Genomic DNA, 24,541 nt, shown 5'->3' with positions numbered 1-24,541 from the left:
ATGCCAGCATGGCCCCCGCCAGTGATGTTTATCGAACCCTGAACTACGCTCACAGTCGCATCCCACAAATCATTTGTGCACAAGCAAGGAGCCAGCATGGCGTTGATGCGTCCGCTGTCGGTCGTCTGCCTGGGGCTGTTGTACATGCTCACCGGCTGTAGCAAGGAAGAGGTCCCCGAGACACTGCCTCGGGTGGGTGTGCAGCAGGTACAACCCACCGATTTCGCTGCCAGGGTCACTTTGACCGGCGACGTGCAGGCGCGGGTGCAGACCGATTTGTCATTCCGCGTCGGCGGCAAGATCATTTCGCGTAGCGTCGACGTGGGCGATCACGTCAAGGCCAACCAGGTGCTCGCCCGGCTTGACCCGAAAGACCTGCAGAACAATGTCGACTCGGCCAAGGCCGAGGTATTCGCCGCGCAGGCGCGGGTCACCCAGACCAGTGCGGCCTTCGTGCGCCAGCAAAAACTGCTGCCCAAGGGCTACACCAGCCAGAGCGAGTACGATGCTGCCGAGGCCGCGCTGCGCAGCAATCAGAGCGCACTCAAGGCCGCCCAGGCGCAACTGGCCAATGCCAACGAGCAACTCAGCTACACCGCACTGGTCTCCGAGGCCGCCGGGGTGATCACCGAGCGTCAGGCCGAGGTTGGCCAGGTGGTGCAGGCGACCATGCCGATCTTCAGCCTGGCCGTTGATGGCGACCGCGATGCGGTGTTCAACGTCTACGAGTCGCTGCTGGTGGCGCCGCCCAGCGATGCCGGGGTAGTCGTGAGCCTGCTGGACGATCCCAAGGTCCAGGCCCGTGGCTTCGTGCGCGAAATAACCCCCACCGTGTCGGCGCAAAGCGGCACCGTGCAGGTCAAGGTGGGGCTCAAGGACGTGCCGCCCGGGATGCAATTGGGGGCACCGGTTACTGCCACCACCAACGCCCAGGGCCGGCCCAGCATCGAGCTGCCATGGTCGGCACTGACCAAGGCCTTGCATGAGCCTGCCGTGTGGGTGGTGGGCGAGGGCGACAAGGTGGAACTGCGCAAGGTCGAAATCCGCCGTTACCTCACCGGCAAGATCGTGGTCGCCAGCGGCCTGAAAGGCGGCGAGACCGTAGTGGTCAACGGCGGCCAGTTGCTGCACCCCGGCATGCAGGTACAGAAGGTCGATGCCAAGGGCCCAGGGGGTGAGCTATGAAGCGTCTGTTGCTGATGCTCTCGGCTGCTGTGCTGCTGGTCGGTTGCAGTAGCGAAGAAGAGGCACCCGAGGCGATCCGGCCCGTGCTGTCGGTCAAGGTCGAACCTCAGGTGCAGTCGCAGCTGGGCCGCTTCGCCGGCAGTATCCAGGCGCGCTTCGAAAGCACCTTGGGCTTCCGGGTTTCCGGGCGCATTGCCCGGCGGTGGCTGGACGTGGGCGCCCAGGTGAAGCCGGGCGACACCTTGGCCACCTTGGACCCGACCGACCAGCAGAACCAGTTGCGCGCCGCCGAAGGCGATCTGGCCAAGGTGCAGGCACAGTGGATCAACGCCCAGGCCGATGCCCGTCGCCAGCAGCAGTTGTATGACCGTGGGGTAGGCGCCCAGGCACAGCTGGATATCGCCCAGACCAACCTGAAAACCACCAGTGCGGCGTTGGAGCAGGCGCGCTCCGCCGTCAGCCAGGCCCGTGACCAGCTCGACTACAGCACCCTGCGTGCAGACCACGCTGCCGTGATTACCGCGTGGCAGGCCGAAGCCGGGCAAACCGTTACCGCCGGGCAAGCCGTGGTGACCCTGGCCCGGCCGGACGTGAAGGAGGCGGTAATCGACCTGCCGATCGGCCTGGCCGAGCAGTTGAGCAAAGGCCTGACCTTCACCGTTGCCTCGCAACTGGACCCGACCATCAACACCACGGCCAGCCTGCGTGAACTGGAGCCCCAGGCCGATGCCACCACCCGTACCCGCCGCGCTCGCCTGACCCTGGCCAGCACACCGGCGGCCTTTCACCTCGGCACCGCCATCAGTGTGACCCTTAGCTCGGAAGTGTCCCCGCGCAGCGAACTGCCCTTGAGTGCCTTGCTCGAGCGCGATGGCAAGACCCAGGTGTGGGTGATCGATACGCAGAACAAGACCGTGGCCACCCGTGACGTGGCGCTGATCGACCGCACCGCTGACAGCATCGTGCTGAGCGCCGGTGTGCAGCCCGGTGAGCGTGTGGTCACCGCCGGCGTCAACAGCCTCAAGCCTGGCCAGAAGGTCACCTTCGACGAGGATGCGCAATGAAAGGAAGCTTCAACCTGTCCGACTGGGCACTCAAGCATCAATCGTTCGTCTGGTACCTGATGTTCGTTAGCCTGTTGATGGGGATTTTTTCCTACTTCAACCTGGGCCGCGAGGAAGACCCGTCGTTCACCATCAAGACCATGGTCATCCAGACCCGGTGGCCCGGTGCGACCCAGGACGAAACCCTGTACCAGGTTACCGACCGCATCGAGAAGAAGCTCGAAGAACTCGACTCGCTCGACTACACCAAAAGCTACACCCGCCCCGGCGAATCCACGGTCTACGTGTACCTTCGCGATACCACCAAGGCCAAGGACATTCCGGATATCTGGTACCAGGTGCGCAAGAAAATCCAGGATATTCGTGGCGAATTTCCCGCCGGTATCCAGGGGCCGGGCTTCAACGACGAATTCGGTGATGTATTCGGCTCGATCTATGCCTTCACCGCTGACGGCCTGACCCTGCGCCAACTGCGGGACTACGTGGAACAGGCACGGGCCGAGGTCCGCGATGTACCCAACATCGGCAAGATCGAGCTGGTCGGCACCCAGGACGAAGTGCTGTACCTGAACTTCTCCACCCGCAAGCTGGCAGCCCTGGGCATTGACCAGCGCCAGGTGATGCAGGCACTTCAAGCGCAGAACGCGGTAACGCCGGCCGGCATGATCGAGGCCGGCCCGGAGCGTATCTCGGTGCGTACGTCCGGGCAGTTTGCCTCGGAAAAAGACCTGCAAACCGTCAACTTGAGGATCAACGACCGCTTCTTCCGCCTGGCTGATATCGCCGACATCGAGCGCGGCTACGTCGACCCGCCTTCGCCAATGTTCCGTTACAACGGCCAGACAGCCATTGGCCTCGCCATCGGCATGAAGGCCGGCGGCAACATCCAGGTGTTCGGTGCGGCGTTGAAAAAGCGCATGGACCAGGTGGTCCAGGACCTGCCGGTGGGTGTCGGTGTACACACCGTTTCTGACCAGGCCGTGGTGGTCAAGCAGGCGGTCGGCGGTTTCACCAGCGCGCTGTTCGAGGCGGTGGTGATCGTGCTGGCCGTGAGCTTTGTCAGTCTTGGCGTGCGCGCCGGGCTGGTGGTGGCCTGCTCGATCCCTCTGGTGCTGGCCATGGTGTTCGTGTTCATGGAGTACAGCGGCATCACCATGCAGCGGATTTCGCTGGGTGCGCTGATCATTGCACTAGGCCTGCTGGTGGACGATGCGATGATTACCGTGGAGGTGATGGTCACGCGGCTGGAAATGGGGGAAAGCAAGGAGCAGGCGGCGACGTTCGCCTACACCTCCACAGCCTTCCCCATGCTTACCGGCACCTTGGTGACCGTGGCCGGGTTCGTGCCTATCGGCCTCAACGCCAGCTCTGCGGGTGAATACACCTTCACCCTGTTCGCGGTGATTGCCGTGGCCCTGATCGTGTCGTGGGTGGTGGCTGTATTCTTCGCGCCGGTGCTTGGCGTGCATATTCTCAAAGGCGACAAGCTCAAGGCTCACGAGGCTGAGCCTGGTCGGGTCGGGCGGGCATTTGAAGGTGGGTTGCTGTGGTGCATGCGCAACCGCTGGTTGACCATCATCGGCACCGTGGTGCTGTTCGCCCTGGCGATCTTCTGCATGCGTTTTGTGCAGAACCAGTTCTTCCCGTCCTCGGACCGCCCGGAAATTCTCGTCGACCTCAACCTGCCGCAGAACGCTTCGATCGAGGAGACGCGCAAGGTGGTCGACCGTTTCGAGGCGCGGATCAAGGACGACCCGGACCTGGTGCACTGGAGTACCTACATCGGCCAGGGCGCGATCCGCTTCTACCTGCCTCTCGATCAGCAGTTGCAGAACCCTTACTACGCGCAGCTGGTGATTGTCAGCAAGGGCTTTGAAGAGCGTGAGGCCATGATGGACCGCCTGCAGAAGATCCTGCACGAAGAGTTCGTCGGCGTCGGCACCAACGTGCAATCGCTGGAGATGGGCCCGCCGGTGGGCCGGCCGATTCAGTACCGGGTCAGCGGTGCCGACATCGACCAGGTGCGCAAACACGCCATCGAGCTGGCCACCTTGCTCGACCAGAACGAGCACATCGGCGAGATGATCTACGACTGGAACGAGCCGGGTAAGGTGCTGCGCGTGGAAATTGCCCAGGACAAGGCACGCCAGCTGGGGCTGTCGTCCGAAGATGTTGCCAATGTGATGAACAGCATCGTAAGTGGCGTGCAGATCACCCAGGTCAACGACAATATCTACCTGGTCGATGTGGTCGCCCGCGCCGAAGACAGCGAGCGTGGCTCGCCTGATACCCTGCAGAACCTGCAAATTCTTACCCCTAACGGCACGTCAATCCCGCTGCTGTCGTTCGCCACCGTGCGCTACGAACTGGAACAGCCGCTGGTGTGGCGCCGCGACCGCAAGCCGACCATCACCATCAAGGCCTCGGTCAATGGCGAGATCCAGCCCACTGACCTGGTGGCCCAGCTGAAGCCGAAGATCGACGAATTCGCCAGCAAGTTGCCGGTAGGCTTCGAAGTGGCTACCGGCGGTACGGTGGAGGAGAGTGCCAAGGCGCAAGGGCCGATCCGCAAGGTTATCCCGTTGATGCTGTTCCTGATGGCGACCTTCCTGATGATCCAGCTGCACAGCGTGCAGAAGCTGTTTCTGGTGGTCAGCGTGGCGCCGTTGGGGCTGATCGGCGTGGTGCTGGCGCTGGTGCCTACGGGTACGCCGATGGGGTTCGTGGCGATCCTCGGCATCCTCGCGCTGGCGGGTATCATCATTCGTAACTCGGTGATTCTGGTGACCCAGATAGACGAGTTCGAAGCCCAGGGCTTGTCGCCGTGGGATGCGGTGGTGGAGGCCACCAACCACCGGCGCCGGCCGATCCTGCTGACCGCGGCGGCGGCGAGCCTGGGCATGATCCCGATTGCACGCGAGGTGTTCTGGGGCCCCATGGCCTACGCAATGATTGGCGGGATCATCGTGGCGACCTTGCTGACGCTGCTGTTCCTGCCGGCGCTGTATGTGGCCTGGTACAAGATTCGCGAGCCGCAGAAACACTCCTGAAGGCCCCTATGGCCCCCTGTAGGAGCGGGTTTACCCGCGAATGCGATGGTGCATCGACCACCGTATTCGCGGGGAAACCCGCTCCTACAAGGGGCGTGTGCTTTTAAAAGGTTATATAAAAATTCTTAAACAGTATTTTTAAGAATAACTCCGCCTCACTACTATTGCCCTCAAGCCAGGCGCACCCCCCCTTCAAACCTCTGCCCGGCGCCCTCACTCCAAGGAGAACGAGCATGAGTGCATCTCTGCGTAGCATCGACGGTCAGGACGAAGCCACCATCTTGCGTGAAATCCAGAGCGCCCTGCGCGACCTGCGTTTCGGTGCGGTGGAGATCACCGTGCACAACGCTCAGGTCGTACAGATCGAGCGCAAGGAGAAGTTCCGCCTGCAACAGCCCGGCAACAAGCCCGGCTGATCAGCGCCACAACATCCAAAACTAGAAAAAATGCCAATCGGGAGCTTCACCATGTCCATCCGCCGTTATGCGCTCGCCGCTCTGGCCAGTGCTGTTTTTGCCGGTTCCGCCATCGCCAAGGACTACGAACTGCTCAACGTGTCCTACGACCCGACCCGTGAGCTGTACCAGCAGTACAACGCCGAGTTCATCAAACACTGGCAACAGGCCCACCCGGGTGACAAGGTGAAAATCCAGCAATCCCATGGGGGGTCGGGCAAGCAGGCCCGTGCGGTGATCGACGGCCTGCGCGCCGACGTGGTGACCCTGGCCCTGGCCGGTGACATCGACGAAGTGGCCAAACTTGGCAAGACCCTGCCCGAGAACTGGCAGACCCGCCTGCCTGACGCCAGCACTCCGTACACCTCGACCATCGTGTTCCTGGTGCGCAAGGGCAACCCGAAAGGCATCAAGGACTGGGGCGACCTGATCAAGAAGGACGTGTCGGTCATCACCCCGAACCCGAAAACCTCCGGCGGTGCGCGCTGGAACTTCCTCGCAGCGTGGGCGTACGGCCTGAAGGCCGGCGGTAGCGAAGAGAAGGCCAAGGCCTATGTGCAGGAGCTGTTCAAGCATGTACCGGTGTTGGATACCGGCGCCCGTGGTTCGACCATCACCTTCGTCAACAATGGCCAGGGCGACGTGTTGCTGGCCTGGGAAAACGAGGCCTTCCTGGCCCTGAAGGAAGACGGGGGTGCCGACAAGTTCGACATCGTCGTGCCGTCGCTGTCGATCCTGGCCGAGCCGCCAGTGGCCGTGGTCGACAAGAACGCCGAGAAGAAGGGCAATACCGAGATTGCCACCGAATACCTCAAGCACCTGTACAGCCCGGCCGGGCAGAAGATTGCCGCCGAGAACTTCTACCGCCCGCGTGACGAGAAAGTCGCTGCGGAGTTCGGCAAGCAGTTCCCGAAACTGGACCTGGTGACCATCGACAAGGACTTCGGTGGGTGGAAGACTGCACAACCGAAATTCTTCAATGATGGCGGTGTGTTCGACCAGATCTATCAGGCACAGTAAGCGCCAAAGGAAAGCGGGGCCGCGTGCGGCCCATTCGCGGCACAAGGTCGCTTCCACAAGGAATCATGATCTCCTGTGGAGCGGCCTTGTGTCGCGAATGGGCTGCCAAGCAGCCCCAGGATTCAAAAGCTTGCACCGGCCCGGGAGTGTTTCCGGGCTGAGTGCGTTCAACCAGGGATATTTATGTCGCGTCGTATCTCCCCCGTCATACCCGGCTTCGGGCTGACGCTGGGCTACACCTTGGTGTACCTCAGCCTGATCGTGCTGATACCGCTGGCGGCCATGTTCATCCATGCCTCGCAGCTGACCTTCGAGCAGTTCTGGACCATCATCAGTGCGCCGCGGGTGATCGCTGCGCTCAAGCTGAGCTTCGGCACCGCCCTGTTCGCCGCCATCATCAACGGTGTGATCGGTACCCTGCTGGCCTGGGTGCTGGTGCGTTACACCTTCCCCGGGCGCAAGATCATCGATGCGATGATCGACCTGCCGTTCGCCTTGCCCACCGCGGTTGCCGGTATCGCCCTGACTGCCCTGTACGCGCCGCAGGGCTGGGTCGGCCAGTTCGCCACCGACCTGGGCTTCAAGATCGCCTACACCCCGCTGGGCATCACCCTGGCACTGACCTTCGTGACCTTGCCGTTCGTGGTGCGCACGGTGCAGCCGGTGCTGGCCGACATCCCGCGTGAAGTGGAAGAGGCCGCGGCCTGCCTGGGGGCCAAGCCACTGCAGGTGTTCCGCCACATCCTGGCGCCGGCCCTGTTGCCGGCATGGCTCACCGGCTTTGCCCTGGCCTTCGCCCGTGGCGTGGGTGAGTATGGTTCGGTGATCTTCATTGCCGGCAACATGCCGATGAAGACCGAGATCCTGCCGCTGCTGATCATGGTCAAGCTCGACCAGTACGACTACACCGGCGCGACCGCCATCGGCGTGTTGATGCTGGTGGTTTCCTTCATCCTGCTGCTGCTGATCAACCTGCTGCAGCGTCGCATCGAAACCCCTTGAAGGAGGCCGGCATGTCCAGTTCATCCCTGAGTGCAAGTGCCGCAGCCAACGCCGCCCGCCGTGGCAGCGCCACGTCACGGCGTATCCTGATCGGCCTTGGCTGGCTGGTGTTCGCCCTGTTCCTGCTGTTGCCGCTGGTGATCGTGGTATCGCAGGCGCTGAAGAACGGTTTTGGCACCTTCTTCGAGGCGATATTCGAACCCGATGCGTTGTCGGCGCTGAAGCTGACCCTGCTCGCCGTGGTTATCTCGGTGCCGCTGAACCTGGTATTTGGCGTAAGCGCTGCCTGGTGCGTGAGCAAGTACACCTTCCGTGGCAAGAGTATCCTGGTCACCCTGATCGACCTGCCGTTCTCGGTGTCGCCCGTGATCGCCGGCCTGGTCTACGTGCTGATGTTCGGCGCGCAAGGCCTGCTCGGGCCGTGGCTGCAGGACCACGATATCCAGATCGTGTTCGCCCTGCCGGGCATTGTCCTGGCGACCATTTTCGTTACCGTGCCGTTCGTGGCCCGTGAGCTGATCCCGCTGATGCAGGAGCAAGGCACGCAAGAGGAGGAGGCTGCACGGCTGCTCGGTGCCAACGGCTGGCAGATGTTCTGGCACGTGACCCTGCCGAACATCAAATGGGGCCTGATTTACGGCGTGGTGCTGTGTACCGCGCGGGCCATGGGCGAGTTTGGCGCGGTGTCGGTGGTGTCGGGCCACATCCGTGGCGTGACCAACACCTTGCCGCTGCATGTGGAGATCCTCTACAACGAGTACAACCACGTCGCGGCCTTCAGCGTGGCCAGCCTGTTGCTGATCCTGGCGCTCTTCATCCTGCTGCTCAAGCAGTGGAGCGAGAACCGTATTAACCGCCTGCGTCACAGCGCCGCGGAGGAATGATTCATGTCGATCGAAGTTCGTAACGTCAGCAAGCGCTTCAACAGCTTCCAGGCCCTGAACGCTATCAACCTGGACATCAACAGCGGCGAGCTGGTGGCTTTGCTCGGCCCGTCCGGCTGTGGCAAGACCACCCTGCTGCGCATCATTGCCGGCCTGGAAACCCCGGACCAGGGCAACATTGTGTTCCATGGCGAGGACGTTTCCGGCCACGATGTGCGTGACCGTAACGTCGGGTTCGTGTTCCAGCACTACGCGCTGTTCCGCCACATGAGCGTGTTCGACAACGTTGCCTTCGGCCTGCGCATGAAGCCCAAGGGCGAGCGTCCGAGCGAGAGCAAGATTGCCGAGAAGGTGCATGAGCTGCTGAACATGGTGCAACTGGACTGGCTGTCCGACCGCTACCCCGAGCAGCTTTCCGGTGGCCAGCGTCAGCGTATCGCCCTGGCCCGTGCCCTGGCGGTGGAGCCGAAGGTGCTGCTGCTGGACGAGCCATTCGGTGCGCTGGATGCCAAGGTGCGCAAGGAGCTGCGTCGCTGGCTGGCGCGGCTGCACGAGGATATCAACCTGACGTCGGTGTTCGTTACCCACGACCAGGAAGAAGCCATGGAAGTAGCCGACCGCATCGTGGTGATGAACAAAGGCGTGATCGAGCAGATCGGCTCGCCAGGTGAGGTGTACGATCAGCCGGCCAACGATTTCGTCTACCACTTCCTCGGTGACTCCAACCGCCTGGCCTTGAGCGAAGGGCATCACGTGCTGTTTCGCCCGCACGAGGTGTCGCTGTCGCGGCACGAGACCGAAGGGCACCATGCGGCCGAGGTGCGCGACATTCGGCCGTTGGGCGCAACCACGCGGGTGACCTTGAAGGTGGAAGGTCAGAGTGAGCTGATCGAGGCCGAAGTGGTGAAAGACCATGACAGCCTGACCGGGTTGGCGCGGGGAGAGACGTTGTTCTTCCGGCCGAAGGTGTGGCAGAAGGTGGCGGATATCTAAGTCGCACAAGGCAAAGAGAGCCCGGGCATGGTCCCGGGTTTTTCTTGCCTGAACGCGTGACAGGGCAGCTTTACAGCCTTTCTCAAGCGAGTGGCTGTAGCCTGCTTGTTATGCAATATGGGTATTAATAAATATCTTCTTATTCCTTTACGAATATTTCGCCCTCCCTATACTTGTCTCCAAGCACGCAAACTTACTGGAGGCGTCCCCATGCGCAATGAGTCGATTCGCTACCTGATTGTGCCGGGTTGGCAAGGATCGCCAGACAACCATTGGCAGAGTCACTGGCAGCGCACCCTGCCCAACAGTGCACGGGTTGAACAGCAAGACTGGCTCACCCCGCAGCGGCAGGACTGGGTGCACGCGCTGGAGCAGGCGATTGCCGCCGAGCGCTCGCCGGTGATCCTGATTGCCCACAGCCTTGGTTGCATCACTGTCGCCCATTGGGCAGCGCAGGCCAGCCCGGCCTTGCTGCGGCAGGTGCGTGGTGCACTGCTGGTGGCGCCGGCAGATGTCGAACGGCCCACGTGCGCACCCGTGCTGCGCAACTTTGCGCCGATCCCTACCGAGGTGCTGCCATTCCCTAGCCAGGTTGTCAGCTCGGACAACGACCCAGCCGTGAACGTGCCACGGGCGCTGTACCTGGCCCAGGCATGGGGCGCCGAAGCGGGTTTGCTGAGCAATGCCGGGCACATCAACGTCAAGTCCGGTCATGAGCGCTGGGAACAAGGCTTCGCCTACCTGTATCGCTTGCAGAGCCGGATCGAGCAGCGCGCACTGCGCCGCGCCTGATCGGCCTTACTGTTCACCCTTTGCCTGACGCCTGGCCATTACGGGCCTGGGGCGGGAGTTCGTCATGACGTTTCAAAACCCGTTCGGCCAGCCGCTGTTGACCTTCCCTGAGCTGGACAAGAGCCCGCTGAGCATTCGTGCCAAGGCGCTGGTGTTCATCGACCCGCGCTCGCAGCAGCTGCGCGAGGACCTTGAGCGCCTGGCGCCACAACCTTTGCCGGTGCTGATCCGTGGCGAAACCGGCACCGGCAAGGAGCTGCTGGCCCGGCAGATCCACCGTACCAGCGACCGTGGAGGGTTGTTCGTGTCCGTCAACTGCGCGGCCATCAGCCCCACCTACGCCGATGCCGAGCTGTTTGGCTATAGCGCCGGCAGCCATGGCGGTACGGCCAGCAGCCGCGCCGGCTGGTTCGGTTCGGCCAGCGGCGGCACCTTGTACCTGGACGAGATTGCCGACTTGCCGTTGGCCATCCAGGGCAAGCTGCTGGCGGCCCTGGAAAACCGCGAGGTCACTCGGGTGGGCGCGCAGCAGCCACAGCCGGTGGATGTGCGTCTGGTAGCCGCTACCAGCATCGACCTGGCCCGTGTGGTGCGTGCAGGGCGCTTCAACGAGCGCCTGTACCAGTATTTGCGCGAGGGCGCACTGGAACTGCCGCCGCTGCGCGAGCGGCCGGGCGATATCCTGCCGCTGGCCGAGTACTTCGCGGGTATCTACAGCGTGCGCCTGCAGCGGCCTGTGCCCTTGGTGAGCGAGGCGGCGCAGCGGGTGCTGGAGGCGCATTTCTGGCCGGGCAATACCCGCGAACTGGAGAACGTCATCCATTTTGCCTTGCTAGTCAATGACGGCGAAGAGATCCTGCCCGAAGACCTCGACCTGCCTGACCCCGCGCGTTAGATATCGCTCCTCGGTAAAGAGGCTGATGCCATTCTGTTTTTGGAATAAGCAGCTAAGTAAAAGATATTGTTGCGGAATAAAAAATTTGGGTATCGTCCGCCTCATGCCCACTGGTGAACCGGTTGGGCACCCGATTCGCCATCGTCGATGGCCCAGATTCAGAACAAGGACCACCATGAAGAAGACCCTGCTGACCACTGCCCTGGCTGCTGCCCTGTCGTTCTCCGGCCTGGCCGCTGCTGCCGAGAAACTGGTGGTTGCCGCTACCCCGGTACCGCACGCCGAAATCCTCGAATTGATCAAGCCGACCCTGGCAAAAGAAGGCGTGGACCTTCAGATCAAGGTCTTCACCGATTACGTGCAGCCGAACGTGCAGGTGGACCAGAAGCGTCTGGACGCCAACTACTTCCAGACCCTGCCGTACCTGCAGAACTTCAACGAAGGCAAGGGCACCCATCTGGAAACCGTGGTGGGTGTACACGTAGAGCCCTTCGGTGGCTACTCGAAGAAGGTCAAGGCCCTGAGCGAGCTGAAAGAAGGCGCAACCGTTGCCATCCCTAACGAGGGCAGCAACAGCGGCCGTGCGCTGCTGCTGCTGCAGAAGGCCGGCCTGATTACCCTGAAAGACCCGAAGAATGCCCTTGCCACCCCCAAGGATATCGCCGAGAACCCGAAGAAGCTGAAGTTCCGCGAGCTTGAGTCTGCCATGCTGCCCCGTGTGCTGGACCAGGTCGACCTGGACATGATCAACACCAACTACGCTCTGGAAGCTGGCCTGAACCCGGCTAAAGATGCACTGGTGATCGAAGGTGCCGACTCGCCTTACGTGAACTTCCTGGTCGCCCGTCCGGACAACAAGGACAGTGAGGCCATCCAGAAACTGGCCAAGGCCCTGACCAGCCCTGAAGTCAAGGCATTCATTGCCAAGAAGTACCAAGGTGCCGTACTGCCGGCGTTCTGATTTCGCTAGCAACGCCTGATATGTGCCAACGCCGACACCTTGTGTCGGCGTTTTTCTTCAGCCCTGCCCGCACAGCACCTTAGAAGCCCTTTTGCTGCGAAGCGGCTGCAAAGCAGCCTCTTAATTCGGGGGTACCAGCCGTAAGGTACTTTGCGCCGGAATCACCCCCATCTGCGCCCGCTGATACTGCCCCTGCACATACCCCTCGGCCTGGTCCGCGTAATGCCGGTCGAACGGCACGCCACTCTGCCCGACCGGGTTGATGGTCAGCGCCTGCCCGGCATCGGCAAAGTCGATCAGCCGCCGCGTCGACGGCCCATAGGTCACCGGCCATGGCGCAGAGCTGATCTTCGCCGAGAGGTTGTTCGGCACTTCATGGGTACCAGGTGCGGCGAAAGGCCCAACGTTGAACAGCAGGTTCAGCGGCTTTTTCACCCCAAGCGGATGGTTGTGGGTCAGGGTATGGGCCTTGCCCCATTGCCAGCTGGCTGGGTCCTTGCCGAGGGTGTCGCGCAAGTGGCCAAGGCTCTTCTGCCAGGCTTCGCGCACGATCGAGCTGCGGTCAGTGCGCTGGTTGGCGCCGCGGGTGTTCCACCAGGGCGACTCGGCATCGGCGGCCAGGCGTGGCAGCGCGGCATCGATGGCACGGGTGCTGATCAGCACCGGGAACCAGGTGTCGCCCAATTCGTCATGCAACGCGGCATAGGCCAGCTCGTAGAGGAACTGGTTGAACAGCGTGGCGCTGGTTGAGTCCAGTGGATAGTCGCCGCGCCAGGCAGCCAGCTGCTCGACCAGTTCCTCTTCCTCGTCACCCTGGGCGATCTGACGCAACGTCGCTAGCAGCGGTGCCAAGGTGCGCGGGCCGTAATCGCTGGCCGTATCGAGTTGCAGCGCCTGGCTGTTCTGCATGTCCCATTTCACCTCCGGGTTGGCCAGCTGGCGATCGAGCTGGCGGCCGCGGTCGGCGAGGTTGTAGTAGCCGGGTATCGGCACCACGGCGGGTGGCTGGTAGTTGGCCGAGACGATATAACCGCTGGCCGGATTCTCCTGTTGCGGGTTGACGCTGAAGGGGTAAAAGCCGGGTTTTTCGGCCTGGCTGCTGGCGCCGTCGAGGATGAACGCCGGGTTCACACCGTCCGGGCGAATCGGCAGTTTCGCCGCCGCCCACCAGCCGATATCGCCACGGGCATTGGCCCAGACGAAGTTCAGCCCCGGCGCCTGCACCTTGGCAGCCGCTTCGCGCATCTTGCCCAGGGTGTCGGCGCGATTGAGCTGGTAGAAGCCTTCGAGGATCGGGTTCTCGGTTTCGAGGAACGCCCACCACATGGCAATCGGCGTGGCCCCTGCCGTGGCGCCGAGGACTTCGTTGACGATTGGCCCGTGGGGTGAGCGGCGCAGGTTGATGGTGACCGGTTGCTCGCCTTTGATTGCAATCTGCTGCTCGGTCTTTTCCAGTGTGCGCCACTGGCCATCGACCATGACCTGGTCAGCGTTGGCAGGGTTGGTCTTTTCTGCGATCAGGTCGACGTCATCGTTCTGGAACATGGTCAGGCTCCAGCCGAAGTCACGGTTGTGGCCGAGCAGAGCGAATGGGTTGAGTGCCTGAAAATAGCCGTAGAGGTTGAAGCCGGGCGCTGACAGCTCGGCCTCGTACCACACCGCAGGTACGGCAAAGCTGATGTGCGGGTCGCCAGCCAGCAACGGCTTGCCACTGCGGGTGCGGCTACCCGCGACCGCCCAGGCGTTGCTGCCTTCGAACTGCGGGATGCCGGCATCGCCCAGCGCCTCATCGCTTAAGCGCGCAAGTGTTTCCAGGCTTTGCCAGTCGGCAGCGGCCAGTGGCGTGCCCAGTGCGCCCTCGGGTTGCCAGCCAAGGTCGAATATTTTCAGGTAGTCAGGCCCCAACTGGTCGCGGATGTAGGTCAGAGCAGGCTCGGTGCGGAACGCGGCGGCAAAACTGTAGGCCAGGTAGCCGGCGATGCTCAGCGTGTCCTCGGCGGTGAACGGGCGCGGGGTGATGCCGAGCAGGTCGAATTCCGTGGGCTTGGGGTGGCTGGCCTGCCAACTGTTGACCCCGTCGAGGTAGGCTTGCAGGGCCTGCCATGCCGGCGCCTGCGGATCCTGCCGCTTGGCCATCAGCGCGGCCTGCTCGCGTATGCGCAGGCTACGGAACAGGGTGTCGGTGGGCAGCAGCTTGTCGCCGAGCACTTCGGCCAGCTCGCCACGGGCCAGGCGGCGCATGATCTCCATCTGGAACAATCGGTCCTGGGCATGCACGTAGCCCAGTGCGCGGTAAAGGTCCGGCTCGCTCTGTGCCTGCAGGTGTGGCACGCCGCGGGCGTCGTAGCGCACGCTGACCGGCGCTTGCAGGCCGGTAATGGCGACCTCGCCCTCGCGCTGCGGCAGCTTGCCCTGCACGTACCAGTACCCGGCGGCGCCAGCGGCCACGGTGACTACCACCGCCAGCAGGGTCAGGCTGCGCTTCATTCAGACTCCTTGTGCATTCAAACGAAAAATGTGGTCCGATCATCGGCGGATTCGCGAACAGAGCATAGCCCCAGGAAGGAGTTTCCATGTCCCTCAGCGAAAAACACAAAATGCTCACCGGCCAGCTCTACCACGCTGGCTGCCCTGAACTGCAGGCCGAGCAGATCGCCAACAAGCACTGGATGCATCGCTACAACAACAGTGTCGAACTGCTCAACGACGCACGCCACGGGCTGCTTGTGGAGCACTTTGGCCAGGTTGGCGAAGGCGCGGTGATTCGCCCGCCGTTCTATTGCGACTACGGCTACAACATCAGCGTTGGCCGTAATACTTTCATGAACTTCAACTGCGTGATCCTCGACGTGGTGCCGGTGCGTATCGGCGACGACTGCCAGATCGGTCCCAACGTGCAGATCTATACCGCCGACCATCCGCTCGATCCTGAAGTGCGGCGCAGCGGGCTGGAGAGCGGGCGGCCGGTGACCATCGGCGACAACGTGTGGATTGGCGGTGCGGCGATCATCCTGCCGGGGGTGAGCATTGGCGATAATGCCGTGGTGGGTGCTGGGAGTGTGGTCACTCGCGACGTGCCGGCCGGAGTAACGGTGGTGGGCAACCCGGCGCGGGTGCGTGGGTGAAATCTAGAGGCCCTGCGGTGTTGGCCGCAGGGCTTAGGTCAGGCGGGTTTGAAGCCGGGTTTGCCGTTGGCGGCGCGCCAGGCTTTTACGCGGTTGACGACGCCTTGGGGGGAGTCATCGGCATCATCACCTGGATAATAAATGAGATCAGATCCTAGGGGATTCTCGATGATTTCTTCAAATTTGAGTGCCAAGTCGTCCAAATGTTGTCCAAGGGCTGCCCCCTTCAAGCCTGAGCGATTTTCAAAAAATTCGCCTACAAAGGCCAGAAACTCGCTCTCTGTGAAGTCTTCGATATGATTCTTGCTGATCATTCGCTTCCCCTCTTGTTGTGGTGGTCGATATGTCGGCGGGGTGTCATTACAACAATATTGTCCAAGTCATAGACAGCGCCGCCTTTGGCTATCTCTTCGACATGGTGCAGCTCGAATGTCGCTCGTTTTCCCACGCGCTCTTGGGCGGGAACACGGGGCGCGATACCTTCGGCCATTCTGAGCCGGTTACTTAATGTGAAGTACTGCCTAAGCTCCGGGTCTGCGGCTACTTCAATCCACAATGCCTCCCGAAGCTTATCAAAGCTGGTAAATCGCCGTCCTGTGAGTCTCTGCGCAATGCGCGAAGGAATAGGCGCCGCCCCATGCTGTGAGAATGCATCCTCCAGGAATTTGTCCTGTGTGAGTTGACCGTTTCCACTGGCCACCCCCGGCAAATTGCGCGGGTTGCGCAACATCACATAGATCGGCGCCAGTCCCGAGTCCGCAGGGAAGACGATGACGTAGTCATCAATGTGCAGGTCGGGCAACCCGGGGAATGTGCGGATATCCGGTTCCGGAGGAACGATGATGTTGCCCGGCAGGTGCGTCTGCAGGTCCTCGACAATGGTCGCGCCCGGGATGTAGGTGCCCCTCTCGTCGTCGTACTGGCCCAAGGTCGAGGGCGGTGTTGCGGGGTGCCAAAGCAGCGTGGCACCACCCGGGCCTTCAGCGGTAAAGCGATAGGCGCCGTGAGTGGCATCCCACTGAGCCTGGCGCACACGTACGTCACGCAGCACGCCGCTGCCATCAGTGGCTGCCAGGTACAGCTCGGTCTGGTTGCCTTGCGGGATGGCGTTCATCCGCAGCGGCAGCTCTAGGTTCTGGCCGACCTTGCGGTTTGCCTCCAGGGTCAGGTCCGCACCGGGCGTCATCATGGCCAGCGGGACGGTGACGCCCATGCGCTCGCCATCGCCCAGGCGCGTGGCGTAGAGCATCAGTGACGCATACCGAATGGCCGTCAGTGCAGCGCCCGTCAGCAGGCGTTGTGCAGTCTTGCCAATTGACTCGGCGAGGCTCTCCCAGATCAGTTCAAATTCGGCCGTGCCACCGCGCGAGGAACTCAATATCACCGGGTGGCGAGTGCTTGCAGTCCAGGCGTTGAAGGTAATCGGGGTATTGCTGGGTGTGTGTCCCGAGAGCGCCGCGAGTACTGCCTACTCGTCGAAAGCCGCTTGCAGGGCGATGTCCGCCTGGTCTCGCAGCTGCCTCACAGTCGTTGCATCGGTAGATGACGTACTTGCATGCTCGGCCGCTTGAGCTTGCACTTGAGCTTGCAGGGCGAGCAACTCTGGCCGTCGATCTGCAGAGGTGCCAACTGCTATGACTCGCAGGGCGAAATCGATGCGGTGAGCTTCGACCTCTAACAGGCTATGAAGCCTGCCCCAGGTAGAGTAGGCCTGCACCAGCCGCGCTCGCGCCCTGAGCAGGCCGGAGGTTTCCTGTACCAGTTCGCGGCTGTGCTCCAGTGCCGCTTCCTCGGCAATGTCCTCATGCAGGTGGCGGGTGAAGGCAGTGAGCAAGTCCTGCAGTGCACTGCGCGCTATTTGGAACTCATGGCTGGCAGCAAGGATGCGGACCAGTGCTTGCTCGGTCTGATAGAGCGTTTGATCGATCTTCCGGTTGTTACCTTCTTTGAGTCTGGCTGCGGACAACGCACTTCGAAGTCGATGCTGGCGCTGTATCAACTCGCTGCTTTGCTGCTCTAGCAACTTGGCCTCGAACGCGGCCCGGTAGGATGCGAGCCACGCGGTGCGTGGATCTGCTGGCCCGTTGGGGGCGCGGGTGACAGCCAGGAACTCCTGAAAGGAGCGATGCTCCGGGGCTTTGCCATAGAAGCTGTTGGCTTGTTGGCGGGCAGCTTCCAGGCGTTGCCCAAGCTGCGTCTGAAGCTGGCTGATCGCCGCGATTCTTCGCTCGATTGCCTGGACCTCGCTCAGGCCGGCCAGTGAGCCGGCTTGAGCGAGAATGGCCTGGTCGAGATCCTGGTCAAGTGCGGCCTGGCGCTGCTCATGGGCTTGCTTGACCTGCTGCTTGTCGTTTTCGATCTGTGGAATCAGATCGATGACGAGGCTGCCTGGACGGAAGCTGGATACCAGCTGATAAGGTATGCGGTTGTGGCCCCAGAAAACGCCAGGGACGAAGATCGGGCGCGTGCCGTGGACATGGCTATCGGGCAGCTCGGTGAAGCCTTGTGGTGACATACAGTTTCTCCATTGATCTGTATGTCGCTACGGTAAAAATCCTCCCATGGGTCGAAGCTGTAGATATCTATGGGGTACCCACTATCTACCAAGGGCAGTAGCACCCTATTGCCAAGGTATTGGTTGCCTGCACCGGCCGGCCTTCAAGCAAGGCCTTGATGATGGGCTCCACGAAACTGTTGCTGGCGTTGCACACCGCACCTTCGCTGTAGGGGCCGAAGTAGGCTAGGTTGCCTTGCCGGTCCCAGATGGCCACGGCCGGAGAGGCAGGCAGGTGCTCGCTGCCGGGCAGGTGGGTGATGGGTTGCAAGCTGCCGATATTGGCCGGCAGCTGGCCGTGGCTGCCGGGTTTTTGCAGCACATGGAAGGTAACGTCGTGGCCAGCGAACTGGCTGATAAGGTCGCCCAGGTGCTGTTGGTTGCCGACGTTGCATGGGCAGGCCGGGTCCCAGAAATGCACCACGCGGATCGGGCCAGCACCGGCCAACTCGGCAGGTAGCTGTAACTGGCTGCCGTCGAACAGCGTGGCCTGGTCGTCGAACGGGCGCAGGTAGCGGGCCTGAAAGGCGCTATAGGCCTGCCAGAGGATTACGGCGCCGACCAACAAGGCGATGACCGTGCACAGCGGTTTGATGATTCGGCTATTCATGAAGAGTCGGTGGCCCTTGTGGTAGCAACTGTCTTGCTCAATTTCTAAAAGCTGGCGCGATCCCTGTGGGAGCGGCCTTGCGTCGCGAAAGGGCCGCTCCCACAATTAGTTCGATGCTGGTTGTTCGAGGTGAGCAAGCTTGCCATGGCGCCGGCCAGAGCTGAAGATTCCAGATCAATACTTGCATCAATGTAGATGTACCCGATGCCCCCTGCCTTTCACCCCGACCGCCTGCGCACCAGCCTGGCGCCGTTCACCACTCGCCAGCCACTGTCGGCACAAGCGCAGGACTACCAGCGCTTCTATGGCCTGGACCTGCCGGCACACAGCTGGCTGGGCGGCTTCCAGGCGGCGGGGTTCGATCTGGTCGGGCAGGCCTGGCTACCCGAGCAGCCAAGCGCGACGTTGTTCCTGCTGCACGGCTATTACGACCACATGGGCCTCTACCGGCATGTGATTGCGTGGGCACTCAAGCAAGGTTTTGCGGTGATCAGTTGCGACCTGCCCGGCCACGGCCTGTCCAGCGGCGAGCGGGCCAGCATCAATGACTTTGCGGTGTACCAGCAGGTGCTGGAGGCCTTGTTCGAACAGGCGCACACGCTGCAACTGCCGCACCCGTGGCACCTTTGTGGGCAGAGCACGGGGGGAGCGATTGCCGTGGACCATCTGCTGCACCAGGGCGCACGCAGCCCCGTCGATGGCCAGGTCATCCTGCTGGCCCCGTTGGTGCGGCCATGTTCCTGGCGCTGGTCGAAGTTCAGTTATTGCGTGCTGCGCCACTTCGTCAATGGCATCGAACGGCGCTTCAGCGAGAACACCAACGACCCGGCCTTCCTGCCGTTCCTGGAGGCCGACCCGCTGCAACCGCGTCGCCTGCCAACGGCCTGGGTGGGCGCACTGATCGCCTGGGTCAAACGCATCGAGGCCGCGCCCCGCAGTGCGCGTCGGCCATTGATCGTGCAGGGGGAGGCGGATGGCACGGTGGACTGGCCCCACAACCTCGAAGTGCTCAAGGCCAAGTTTGCCGAGCCACAGATCCTGATGCTGCCCGAGGCCCGTCACCACCTGGCCAACGAGTTGCCGGGAATCCGCCAGCGCTACTTCGACTTCATCGACCAGCGCCTGGGCTGATCACTTCAGGTCGTTGGTGCTCTGGCCAACCGCCAGGCCGGCACGTACAGCGGCCAGGGCCGCCTGGTAGTAAGCCTTGCCCTCGGGCGACTCGGCAAAGGTGGCGAACGCTTCCAGCTCGGCATCGGACAGGTCGCGGTAGACGTACAGCAGGGTGTTGTTCAGGTCTTCGCCAATCTGCCCCATCAACCGCTGGCGCTGGCCATCCAGCAGGCTCTGGGCCTGGCCGCCGCCGAACAGGCCGGGGATCATCGAGCTGAGGCTGTCGGCGGCTACACCGGCGATGGCAAGGCTGACTTCGGCGCCGGCTTCCCGCGCAGGCAGGGCTTGGGCCAGGTGGCCGATGATCAGCAGACGATCGTCGCTGGCCTGGATCTTGGGCAGGCCTTTGGCGTTCTTGGCCAGTTCGTCCTTGCGGGTGGCCTTGAGCTCGGCCGCCACCACTTTGCGCCCCAGCGGCGACTGGAAGAAGGCCAAGGCTGGTGCCGGGTCGGCCAGTGTGGCGCGCAGCTTTGCCTGGGCGCGACGGTCCACCGCCTGCGCCTGGAAGCGCTGGTTGCTGTTGTTGACCAGCGCCTGGTACACGGCGGGTGGCAAACTGTTGCGGTAGCGCTCCTGGGCAGCGGTCAGGGCATCGTTGAAGTGGGCGCGCTGGTCGGGCCAGCCGGCAGCCTTGTACAGTTGATCCAGGTTGTCTGCCCAGACAGGCATGGTGCAGATCATCAGCAGAATCAGGGAAAACAGACGGCGCATTCAGGACTCCTGTCGGCAGGTGGCTATTGTCCTTGGCCCGGCGCCGGTTTGTCGAGATATCCGCGTGTTTCTCGGCCAAGTGGCGCTGTGCGGCGACAGGGCGAATGGATATGATGCGCGCCATGCACATATCCCCTGAACACCCGATGCTTGCGGCCGTCGTAGACGATCTGGCCACCCATGGCTGGTCCCAGCAGGCGCACTTTCTGCCTGCCGACCTGGTGCGCGCACTTGCAGCCGAGTGCCGGCGCCGTGATGCCGAAGGCGAACTCAACCCCGCAGGGGTTGGGCGGGGAGCTACCCAGGAGGTGCGCGAAACCATTCGCGGTGACCAGATCCAGTGGATCGACCCGGGGCAGGCCGAGGCCTGCGACCAGTACCTGGCGGCCATGGATCAGCTGCGCCTGGCAATCAACCAAGGCCTTTTCCTGGGCCTGGAAGACTTCGAATGCCACTTTGCCCTGTATCCACCGGGGGCATTCTATCGCCGGCACCTGGATCGTTTTCGCGACGATGACCGGCGCATGGTCTCGGCGGTGCTTTACCTCAATGAAGGCTGGCAACCGCATGACGGTGGCCAGTTGCGCATGTTCCTGGCCGACGGTGTCGAGCACGATGTCGAGCCAGTGGCCGGTTGCCTGGTGGTGTTCCTGTCGGGCGAAGTGCCTCACGAAGTACTGCCGGCCGGGCGTGAGCGGCTGTCATTGACCGGCTGGTTCAGGCGGCGTGGCAATGACCCGTTCTGATAGGCCCAAGGTGCTGGTGAGCGCCTGCCTGTTGGGGCAGCCAGTTCGCTATGACGGCCGGGCCAGCGGCCATCCCGATTTGTTGCAGCAGTGGCAGGCCGAAGGGCGCGTGGTGCCGTTGTGCCCCGAGGTAGCAGGCGGCTTGCCGACACCGCGGCCGCCAGCGGAGATCCCGGGAGGGCAGGGCAGCGCAGTGCTCGAGGGTGACACACAGGTGCTGACAGTGACGGGTGAAGATGTCAGTGCCGCGTTTCTGGCCGGAGCGCAGTTGGCGCTGGAACTGGTGCGGCAGCATGGCATTCGTGTAGCGGTGCTGAAGTCTGGCAGCCCTTCGTGTGGCAACCGGTTGACCTATGATGGCACCTTCAGTGGTGTGAAAGTGGCGGGGGAAGGGGTAACCACGGCGCTGCTGCGGCGGGCGGGAGTGCAGGTGTTCAGCGAGCTGGAACTGGACCAGGCGCAGCGGGCTTTGGCTGATATATCTGTTTGAACCTGTGCCGGCCCTTTCGCGGGTGAACCCGCTGATGGACACACATCGAGGGTTGGACCCAGGCCGCCGTGTAGGAGCGGGTTTACCCGCGAAAGGGCCAGGCCTGCTGGCCAATTTTCACCCGCCGTTCACCGTTGCCGCCGCTACCGTATTCGCGGGTAAACCCGCGCTCCTACACACATTGGTGGTGGACACACGTCGAGGGTCGGACCCAGGCCGCCGTAGGAGCGGGTTTACCCGCGAAGAGGCCGGCATAGGTTGCAAACAAGACCTCACTGCCCGCCTGCAGTCTCCTGCACACCCTTGAACCACTTCTGCTCAAGTTCGGCAGTCCGGCCACTGTCTTTCAAACGCTGCAACGCATTGTTTACAGCACTTTCAAAAGCCGGGTTGTCCTTCTGGAACGGGATCACCAGCTTCTTCTCGCCAATCGGCAGGCTTACATCGAGCGGGCCGTCGCCTGTGAGCGATTCACTCGACGGGGTGAATGTGATGTCGTACTTGCCACTCTCGACACCCGCCAGCACTTCGGTAGCCGGGGCTTCGACGAACTCGGCGCGCAAATCCAGTTCCTTGGCCAGGGCCTGGCCAAATTCGATGTCGAAACCTGTCAGGTGGTCGTCTTGCTTGAAGGCGTATGGCGAGTTCTCGGCCTGTACGGCAATGCGCAGTTCGCCCCGGTCGGCGATTTCGTCGATCAGCTCCGCCTGAGCCAATGGACTGATCAGTACTGCCAGCAGTACCCCTATGGTCGAACGCATGTATGCCCCTTTTCTTTTAGCAGTTTGAAATCGATCGCCACGGCTTTCTTCCTCGCCGTGATCGAGCGCAGCCTATGACCTTCAAGCCTCGGCATTGTTTAACCCTGACGGAAATATTTCTGTCAGGCAATGTGAACACCTTGGCGGTTATTTCAACTAAGGTGAACTACCGCCGCTTTTGGATGACAGCTGCGGTCAATAAGTGAACCACAGGAGAAGTGAATGAACAGCCTATTTTCGCGTGCTGCCGTTGCCGGTCTGCTGATGGGAGCGTCGGTGTTCGCCAGTGCCGCAGACGCCCTGAAGAGCCAGGAGCCGCCCAAGGAGGCGAAGGTCTTCATCGTTTCCCCCGCCGATGGTGCCACGGTCGACAAGACCTTCACCGTCAAGTTCGGTATCGAGGGTATGGGCCTCAAACCTGCGGGTGACCAAACCCCGCACACCGGGCACCACCATCTGCTGGTGGATGTCGACAAAGAGCCGGTGGCTGACATGCCGCTGCCGACCAGCCTGATGCCAGAGGCCGGCGTCGCACTGCCGAAGGGGCCGCAAGTGCTGCACTTCGGCAAGGCACAGACCGAAACCAGCATTACCCTGACCCCGGGCAAGCACACCCTGCAACTGATTCTGGGTGACCAGTATCATGTGCCGTTCAAGCCTAGCGTCGAGTCGAAGAAGATCACGGTTGAAGTGAAATAAAAAAAGGGAGGCCACCAGGGCCTCCCTTTTTCATACCGCCAGCGACCTTAGAACAGGACGCGCGAACGGATGGTGCCTTTGACCTGTTGCAGTTTTTCCTGCGCCAGGTCCGAGTACTCGGCGTCAACATCGATTACCACGTAACCGACTTTCTCGTTGGTCTGCAGGAACTGACCGGAGATGTTGATACCGTTCTCGGCGAAGACCTTGTTGATCTCGCTGAGCACGCCCGGGATGTTTTCGTGAATGTGCAGCAGACGGTGTTTGCCTGGGTGCGCTGGCAGGGCCACTTCCGGGAAGTTGACCGAGGACACCGAAGTACCGTTGTCGCTGTACTTGACCAGTTTCTCGGCCACTTCCAGGCCGATGTTGGCCTGGGCTTCGGCGGTGGAACCACCGATGTGCGGGGTCAGAATCACGTTGTCGAGGCCGCGCAGCGGGCTCTCGAACTCTTCGTCGTTGGAGCGTGGCTCGACCGGGAACACGTCGATGGCGGCGCCGATCAGGTGCTTGTCCTTGATGGCAGCGGCCAGGTGGTCCAGCTCGACCACAGTGCCACGGGCGGCGTTGATCAGGATCGCGCCCTTCTTCATCGAGCGGATTTCCTTCTCGCCGATCATCCACTGGGTGGATGGCAGCTCAGGCACGTGCAGCGAGACGATGTCGGCCAGGCTCAGCAGCTCGTTCAGGCTGGTGACCTGCACGGCGTTGCCCAGTGGCAGCTTGGTCAGCGGGTCGAAGAAGTACACCTGCATGCCCATGTTCTCAGCCAGTACCGAAAGCTGGGTACCAATCGAGCCGTAGCCGACGATGCCCAGTTTCTTGCCGCGGATTTCGAACGAGTTGGCCGCGCTCTTGATCCAGCCGCCACGGTGGCAGGAGGCGTTCTTCTCTGGGATGCCGCGCAGCAGCAGGATGGCTTCGGCCAGTACCAGCTCGGCGACCGAGCGGGTGTTGGAGTATGGCGCGTTGAACACGGCGATACCGCGCTCACGGGCAGCTTCCAGGTCAACCTGGTTGGTACCGATGCAGAAGCAGCCAACTGCGACCAGTTTCTTGGCGCAGTCGAAGATCTCTTCGGTGAGCTGGGTACGCGAACGGATGCCGATGAAGTGGGCATCGGCGATCTTTTCCTTCAGCTCGGCTTCCGGCAACGAACCAGTGAGGTATTCGATGTTGGTGTAGCCGGCGGCCTTGAGGGTATCGACCGCGTTCTGGTGCACACCTTCAAGAAGAAGGAACCGGATCTTGCTCTTGTCGAGAGAAGTCTTGCTCATCTGCGTAAACCTGTATCCCGGAGATAAATTGGCGAGGGGTGATGCCAGGCGCGAGGGCAGCCTTAGCATGAACAGCGGGAGGGCTATGCTAGCA

At 62.2% G+C, this 24,541-nt stretch carries 24 protein-coding genes; 16 read left to right on the top strand and 8 right to left on the bottom strand.

Annotated elements, in window-relative coordinates; translation table 11 throughout:
* The first annotated feature begins 96 nt into the window (after window positions 1-96).
* From N5D53_RS04975 to N5D53_RS04925, 11 genes are all read left to right on the top strand, one after another.
* Window positions 97-1,185 carry an efflux RND transporter periplasmic adaptor subunit gene (locus N5D53_RS04975; RefSeq protein ID WP_104962760.1) on the top strand — a complete coding sequence of 363 codons (1,089 nt, stop codon included), beginning with the start codon at window positions 97-99 and terminating at the stop codon, window positions 1,183-1,185.
* Window positions 1,182-2,249: an efflux RND transporter periplasmic adaptor subunit gene (locus N5D53_RS04970; protein WP_020192410.1), complete on the top strand. Its 1,068-nt coding sequence runs from the start codon at window positions 1,182-1,184 to the stop codon at window positions 2,247-2,249. The genes N5D53_RS04975 and N5D53_RS04970 overlap by 4 nt, the downstream gene beginning before the upstream one ends.
* Window positions 2,246-5,299: an efflux RND transporter permease subunit gene (locus N5D53_RS04965; RefSeq protein ID WP_104962759.1), complete on the top strand. Its 3,054-nt coding sequence runs from the start codon at window positions 2,246-2,248 to the stop codon at window positions 5,297-5,299. The genes N5D53_RS04970 and N5D53_RS04965 overlap by 4 nt, the downstream gene beginning before the upstream one ends.
* A 233-nt stretch (window positions 5,300-5,532) precedes the next feature.
* Window positions 5,533-5,715, top strand: a complete 183-nt coding sequence (gene oscA / locus N5D53_RS04960; RefSeq protein WP_003248957.1) for a sulfur starvation response protein OscA — start codon at window positions 5,533-5,535, stop codon at window positions 5,713-5,715.
* A 51-nt stretch (window positions 5,716-5,766) separates the two neighbouring features.
* Entirely contained in the window at window positions 5,767-6,774 is a 1,008-nt protein-coding gene (locus tag N5D53_RS04955) for a sulfate ABC transporter substrate-binding protein (RefSeq protein ID WP_003248959.1), read from the top strand.
* A 183-nt stretch (window positions 6,775-6,957) separates the two neighbouring features.
* A complete protein-coding gene (gene cysT, locus N5D53_RS04950) occupies window positions 6,958-7,776 on the top strand; it encodes a sulfate ABC transporter permease subunit CysT (RefSeq protein ID WP_003248961.1) in 819 nt (272 codons plus the stop codon).
* Between the two features lie 11 nt (window positions 7,777-7,787).
* Window positions 7,788-8,660 (top strand): sulfate ABC transporter permease subunit CysW, encoded by an 873-nt coding sequence (gene cysW / locus N5D53_RS04945; RefSeq protein ID WP_010955698.1) that lies wholly within the window; start codon window positions 7,788-7,790, stop codon window positions 8,658-8,660.
* Between the two features lie 3 nt (window positions 8,661-8,663).
* Window positions 8,664-9,653, top strand: a complete 990-nt coding sequence (locus tag N5D53_RS04940; protein ID WP_003248965.1) for a sulfate ABC transporter ATP-binding protein — start codon at window positions 8,664-8,666, stop codon at window positions 9,651-9,653.
* A gap of 210 nt (window positions 9,654-9,863) precedes the next feature.
* Window positions 9,864-10,445, top strand: a complete 582-nt coding sequence (locus tag N5D53_RS04935; protein ID WP_010955697.1) for an alpha/beta hydrolase — start codon at window positions 9,864-9,866, stop codon at window positions 10,443-10,445.
* A gap of 64 nt (window positions 10,446-10,509) precedes the next feature.
* A complete protein-coding gene (locus N5D53_RS04930) occupies window positions 10,510-11,340 on the top strand; it encodes a sigma 54-interacting transcriptional regulator (protein WP_190869845.1) in 831 nt (276 codons plus the stop codon).
* Window positions 11,341-11,515: 175 nt separating this feature from the next.
* Entirely contained in the window at window positions 11,516-12,301 is a 786-nt protein-coding gene (locus N5D53_RS04925) for a MetQ/NlpA family ABC transporter substrate-binding protein (protein WP_010955695.1), read from the top strand.
* Window positions 12,302-12,421: 120 nt separating this feature from the next.
* Here the strand turns inward: N5D53_RS04925 and N5D53_RS04920 are convergent, their stop codons facing one another.
* A complete protein-coding gene (locus tag N5D53_RS04920; RefSeq protein WP_279840152.1) occupies window positions 12,422-14,788 on the bottom strand; it encodes a penicillin acylase family protein in 2,367 nt (788 codons plus the stop codon).
* 86 nt (window positions 14,789-14,874) lie between these two features.
* Here N5D53_RS04920 and N5D53_RS04915 point away from each other — a divergent pair, with 86 nt between their 5' ends.
* Window positions 14,875-15,426, top strand: a complete 552-nt coding sequence (locus N5D53_RS04915; RefSeq protein WP_104962753.1) for a sugar O-acetyltransferase — start codon at window positions 14,875-14,877, stop codon at window positions 15,424-15,426.
* A 38-nt stretch (window positions 15,427-15,464) separates the two neighbouring features.
* Here the strand turns inward: N5D53_RS04915 and N5D53_RS04910 are convergent, their stop codons facing one another.
* The 4 genes from N5D53_RS04910 to N5D53_RS04895 all read right to left on the bottom strand — a co-directional run bounded on the left by N5D53_RS04910 (window position 15,465) and on the right by N5D53_RS04895 (window position 18,590).
* Window positions 15,465-15,740, bottom strand: a complete 276-nt coding sequence (locus N5D53_RS04910; RefSeq protein ID WP_014592770.1) for a bacteriocin immunity protein — start codon at window positions 15,738-15,740, stop codon at window positions 15,465-15,467.
* The gene (locus N5D53_RS04905; RefSeq protein ID WP_274142544.1) at window positions 15,737-16,804 is read right to left on the bottom strand and encodes an S-type pyocin domain-containing protein; all 1,068 of its coding nucleotides are present in this window, start codon (window positions 16,802-16,804) and stop codon (window positions 15,737-15,739) included. Before N5D53_RS04905 ends, N5D53_RS04910 begins: the two co-directional genes overlap by 4 nt.
* Window positions 16,805-16,894: 90 nt before the next feature.
* The gene (locus N5D53_RS04900; protein WP_274142546.1) at window positions 16,895-17,941 is read right to left on the bottom strand and encodes a hypothetical protein; all 1,047 of its coding nucleotides are present in this window, start codon (window positions 17,939-17,941) and stop codon (window positions 16,895-16,897) included.
* Window positions 17,942-18,026: 85 nt separating this feature from the next.
* On the bottom strand, window positions 18,027-18,590 hold the full coding sequence (locus N5D53_RS04895; RefSeq protein WP_274142548.1) for a DUF6436 domain-containing protein: 564 nt from the start codon (window positions 18,588-18,590) through the stop codon (window positions 18,027-18,029).
* A 204-nt stretch (window positions 18,591-18,794) separates the two neighbouring features.
* Here N5D53_RS04895 and N5D53_RS04890 point away from each other — a divergent pair, with 204 nt between their 5' ends.
* A complete protein-coding gene (locus tag N5D53_RS04890; RefSeq protein WP_129932855.1) occupies window positions 18,795-19,721 on the top strand; it encodes an alpha/beta hydrolase in 927 nt (308 codons plus the stop codon).
* On the opposite strand, the gene N5D53_RS04885 is transcribed toward N5D53_RS04890, so the two are convergent.
* Window positions 19,722-20,474 carry a DUF2059 domain-containing protein gene (locus N5D53_RS04885; RefSeq protein WP_010955691.1) on the bottom strand — a complete coding sequence of 251 codons (753 nt, stop codon included), beginning with the start codon at window positions 20,472-20,474 and terminating at the stop codon, window positions 19,722-19,724. It abuts the gene before it with no gap.
* Window positions 20,475-20,587: 113 nt separating this feature from the next.
* Here N5D53_RS04885 and N5D53_RS04880 point away from each other — a divergent pair, with 113 nt between their 5' ends.
* Entirely contained in the window at window positions 20,588-21,220 is a 633-nt protein-coding gene (locus tag N5D53_RS04880; protein WP_049588366.1) for a 2OG-Fe(II) oxygenase, read from the top strand.
* Entirely contained in the window at window positions 21,207-21,710 is a 504-nt protein-coding gene (locus N5D53_RS04875; RefSeq protein ID WP_190869849.1) for a DUF523 domain-containing protein, read from the top strand. The genes N5D53_RS04880 and N5D53_RS04875 overlap by 14 nt, the downstream gene beginning before the upstream one ends.
* Window positions 21,711-21,982: 272 nt before the next feature.
* Here N5D53_RS04875 and N5D53_RS04870 read toward each other — a convergent pair whose 3' ends face one another.
* Window positions 21,983-22,471, bottom strand: coding sequence for a transporter substrate-binding domain-containing protein (locus N5D53_RS04870; RefSeq protein WP_104886929.1), 489 nt, complete (start codon window positions 22,469-22,471; stop codon window positions 21,983-21,985).
* A 222-nt stretch (window positions 22,472-22,693) separates the two neighbouring features.
* On the opposite strand from N5D53_RS04870, the gene N5D53_RS04865 reads away from it, so the two are divergent.
* Window positions 22,694-23,170 carry a DUF4399 domain-containing protein gene (locus N5D53_RS04865; protein ID WP_010955687.1) on the top strand — a complete coding sequence of 159 codons (477 nt, stop codon included), beginning with the start codon at window positions 22,694-22,696 and terminating at the stop codon, window positions 23,168-23,170.
* Between the two features lie 47 nt (window positions 23,171-23,217).
* Here the strand turns inward: N5D53_RS04865 and serA are convergent, their stop codons facing one another.
* Window positions 23,218-24,447 (bottom strand): phosphoglycerate dehydrogenase, encoded by a 1,230-nt coding sequence (gene serA, locus N5D53_RS04860; RefSeq protein ID WP_020189953.1) that lies wholly within the window; start codon window positions 24,445-24,447, stop codon window positions 23,218-23,220.
* Window positions 24,448-24,541 lie beyond the last annotated feature (94 nt).

Origin of the sequence: Pseudomonas sp. GD03862 (assembly GCF_029840855.1) — a bacterium.
GTDB classification, from domain to species: domain Bacteria; phylum Pseudomonadota; class Gammaproteobacteria; order Pseudomonadales; family Pseudomonadaceae; genus Aquipseudomonas; species Aquipseudomonas alloputida.
The sequence above is the reverse complement of the archived record's forward strand: the minus strand, read 5'-3'. Positions and strand labels throughout refer to the sequence as shown.

Bases quoted from the DNA above. Each gene is read 5' to 3' on its own strand.
- N5D53_RS04955 (WP_003248959.1), top strand. From the start codon at position 5,767: ATGTCCATCCGCCGTTATGCGCTCGCCGCTCTGGCCAGTGCTGTTTTT.
- N5D53_RS04870 (WP_104886929.1), bottom strand. From the start codon at position 22,471: ATGCGTTCGACCATAGGGGTACTGCTGGCAGTACTGATCAGTCCATTG.
- N5D53_RS04940 (WP_003248965.1), top strand. From the start codon at position 8,664: ATGTCGATCGAAGTTCGTAACGTCAGCAAGCGCTTCAACAGCTTCCAG.
- cysW (WP_010955698.1), top strand. From the start codon at position 7,788: ATGTCCAGTTCATCCCTGAGTGCAAGTGCCGCAGCCAACGCCGCCCGC.
- N5D53_RS04975 (WP_104962760.1), top strand. From the start codon at position 97: ATGGCGTTGATGCGTCCGCTGTCGGTCGTCTGCCTGGGGCTGTTGTAC.
- N5D53_RS04935 (WP_010955697.1), top strand. From the start codon at position 9,864: ATGCGCAATGAGTCGATTCGCTACCTGATTGTGCCGGGTTGGCAAGGA.
- N5D53_RS04920 (WP_279840152.1), bottom strand. From the start codon at position 14,788: ATGAAGCGCAGCCTGACCCTGCTGGCGGTGGTAGTCACCGTGGCCGCT.
- N5D53_RS04885 (WP_010955691.1), bottom strand. From the start codon at position 20,474: ATGCGCCGTCTGTTTTCCCTGATTCTGCTGATGATCTGCACCATGCCT.
- N5D53_RS04910 (WP_014592770.1), bottom strand. From the start codon at position 15,740: ATGATCAGCAAGAATCATATCGAAGACTTCACAGAGAGCGAGTTTCTG.
- cysT (WP_003248961.1), top strand. From the start codon at position 6,958: ATGTCGCGTCGTATCTCCCCCGTCATACCCGGCTTCGGGCTGACGCTG.
- serA (WP_020189953.1), bottom strand. From the start codon at position 24,447: ATGAGCAAGACTTCTCTCGACAAGAGCAAGATCCGGTTCCTTCTTCTT.
- N5D53_RS04915 (WP_104962753.1), top strand. From the start codon at position 14,875: ATGTCCCTCAGCGAAAAACACAAAATGCTCACCGGCCAGCTCTACCAC.
- N5D53_RS04925 (WP_010955695.1), top strand. From the start codon at position 11,516: ATGAAGAAGACCCTGCTGACCACTGCCCTGGCTGCTGCCCTGTCGTTC.
- N5D53_RS04890 (WP_129932855.1), top strand. From the start codon at position 18,795: ATGCCCCCTGCCTTTCACCCCGACCGCCTGCGCACCAGCCTGGCGCCG.
- N5D53_RS04970 (WP_020192410.1), top strand. From the start codon at position 1,182: ATGAAGCGTCTGTTGCTGATGCTCTCGGCTGCTGTGCTGCTGGTCGGT.
- N5D53_RS04965 (WP_104962759.1), top strand. From the start codon at position 2,246: ATGAAAGGAAGCTTCAACCTGTCCGACTGGGCACTCAAGCATCAATCG.
- N5D53_RS04900 (WP_274142546.1), bottom strand. From the start codon at position 17,941: ATGTCACCACAAGGCTTCACCGAGCTGCCCGATAGCCATGTCCACGGC.
- N5D53_RS04895 (WP_274142548.1), bottom strand. From the start codon at position 18,590: ATGAATAGCCGAATCATCAAACCGCTGTGCACGGTCATCGCCTTGTTG.
- N5D53_RS04875 (WP_190869849.1), top strand. From the start codon at position 21,207: ATGACCCGTTCTGATAGGCCCAAGGTGCTGGTGAGCGCCTGCCTGTTG.
- oscA (WP_003248957.1), top strand. From the start codon at position 5,533: ATGAGTGCATCTCTGCGTAGCATCGACGGTCAGGACGAAGCCACCATC.
- N5D53_RS04880 (WP_049588366.1), top strand. From the start codon at position 20,588: ATGCGCGCCATGCACATATCCCCTGAACACCCGATGCTTGCGGCCGTC.
- N5D53_RS04865 (WP_010955687.1), top strand. From the start codon at position 22,694: ATGAACAGCCTATTTTCGCGTGCTGCCGTTGCCGGTCTGCTGATGGGA.
- N5D53_RS04930 (WP_190869845.1), top strand. From the start codon at position 10,510: ATGACGTTTCAAAACCCGTTCGGCCAGCCGCTGTTGACCTTCCCTGAG.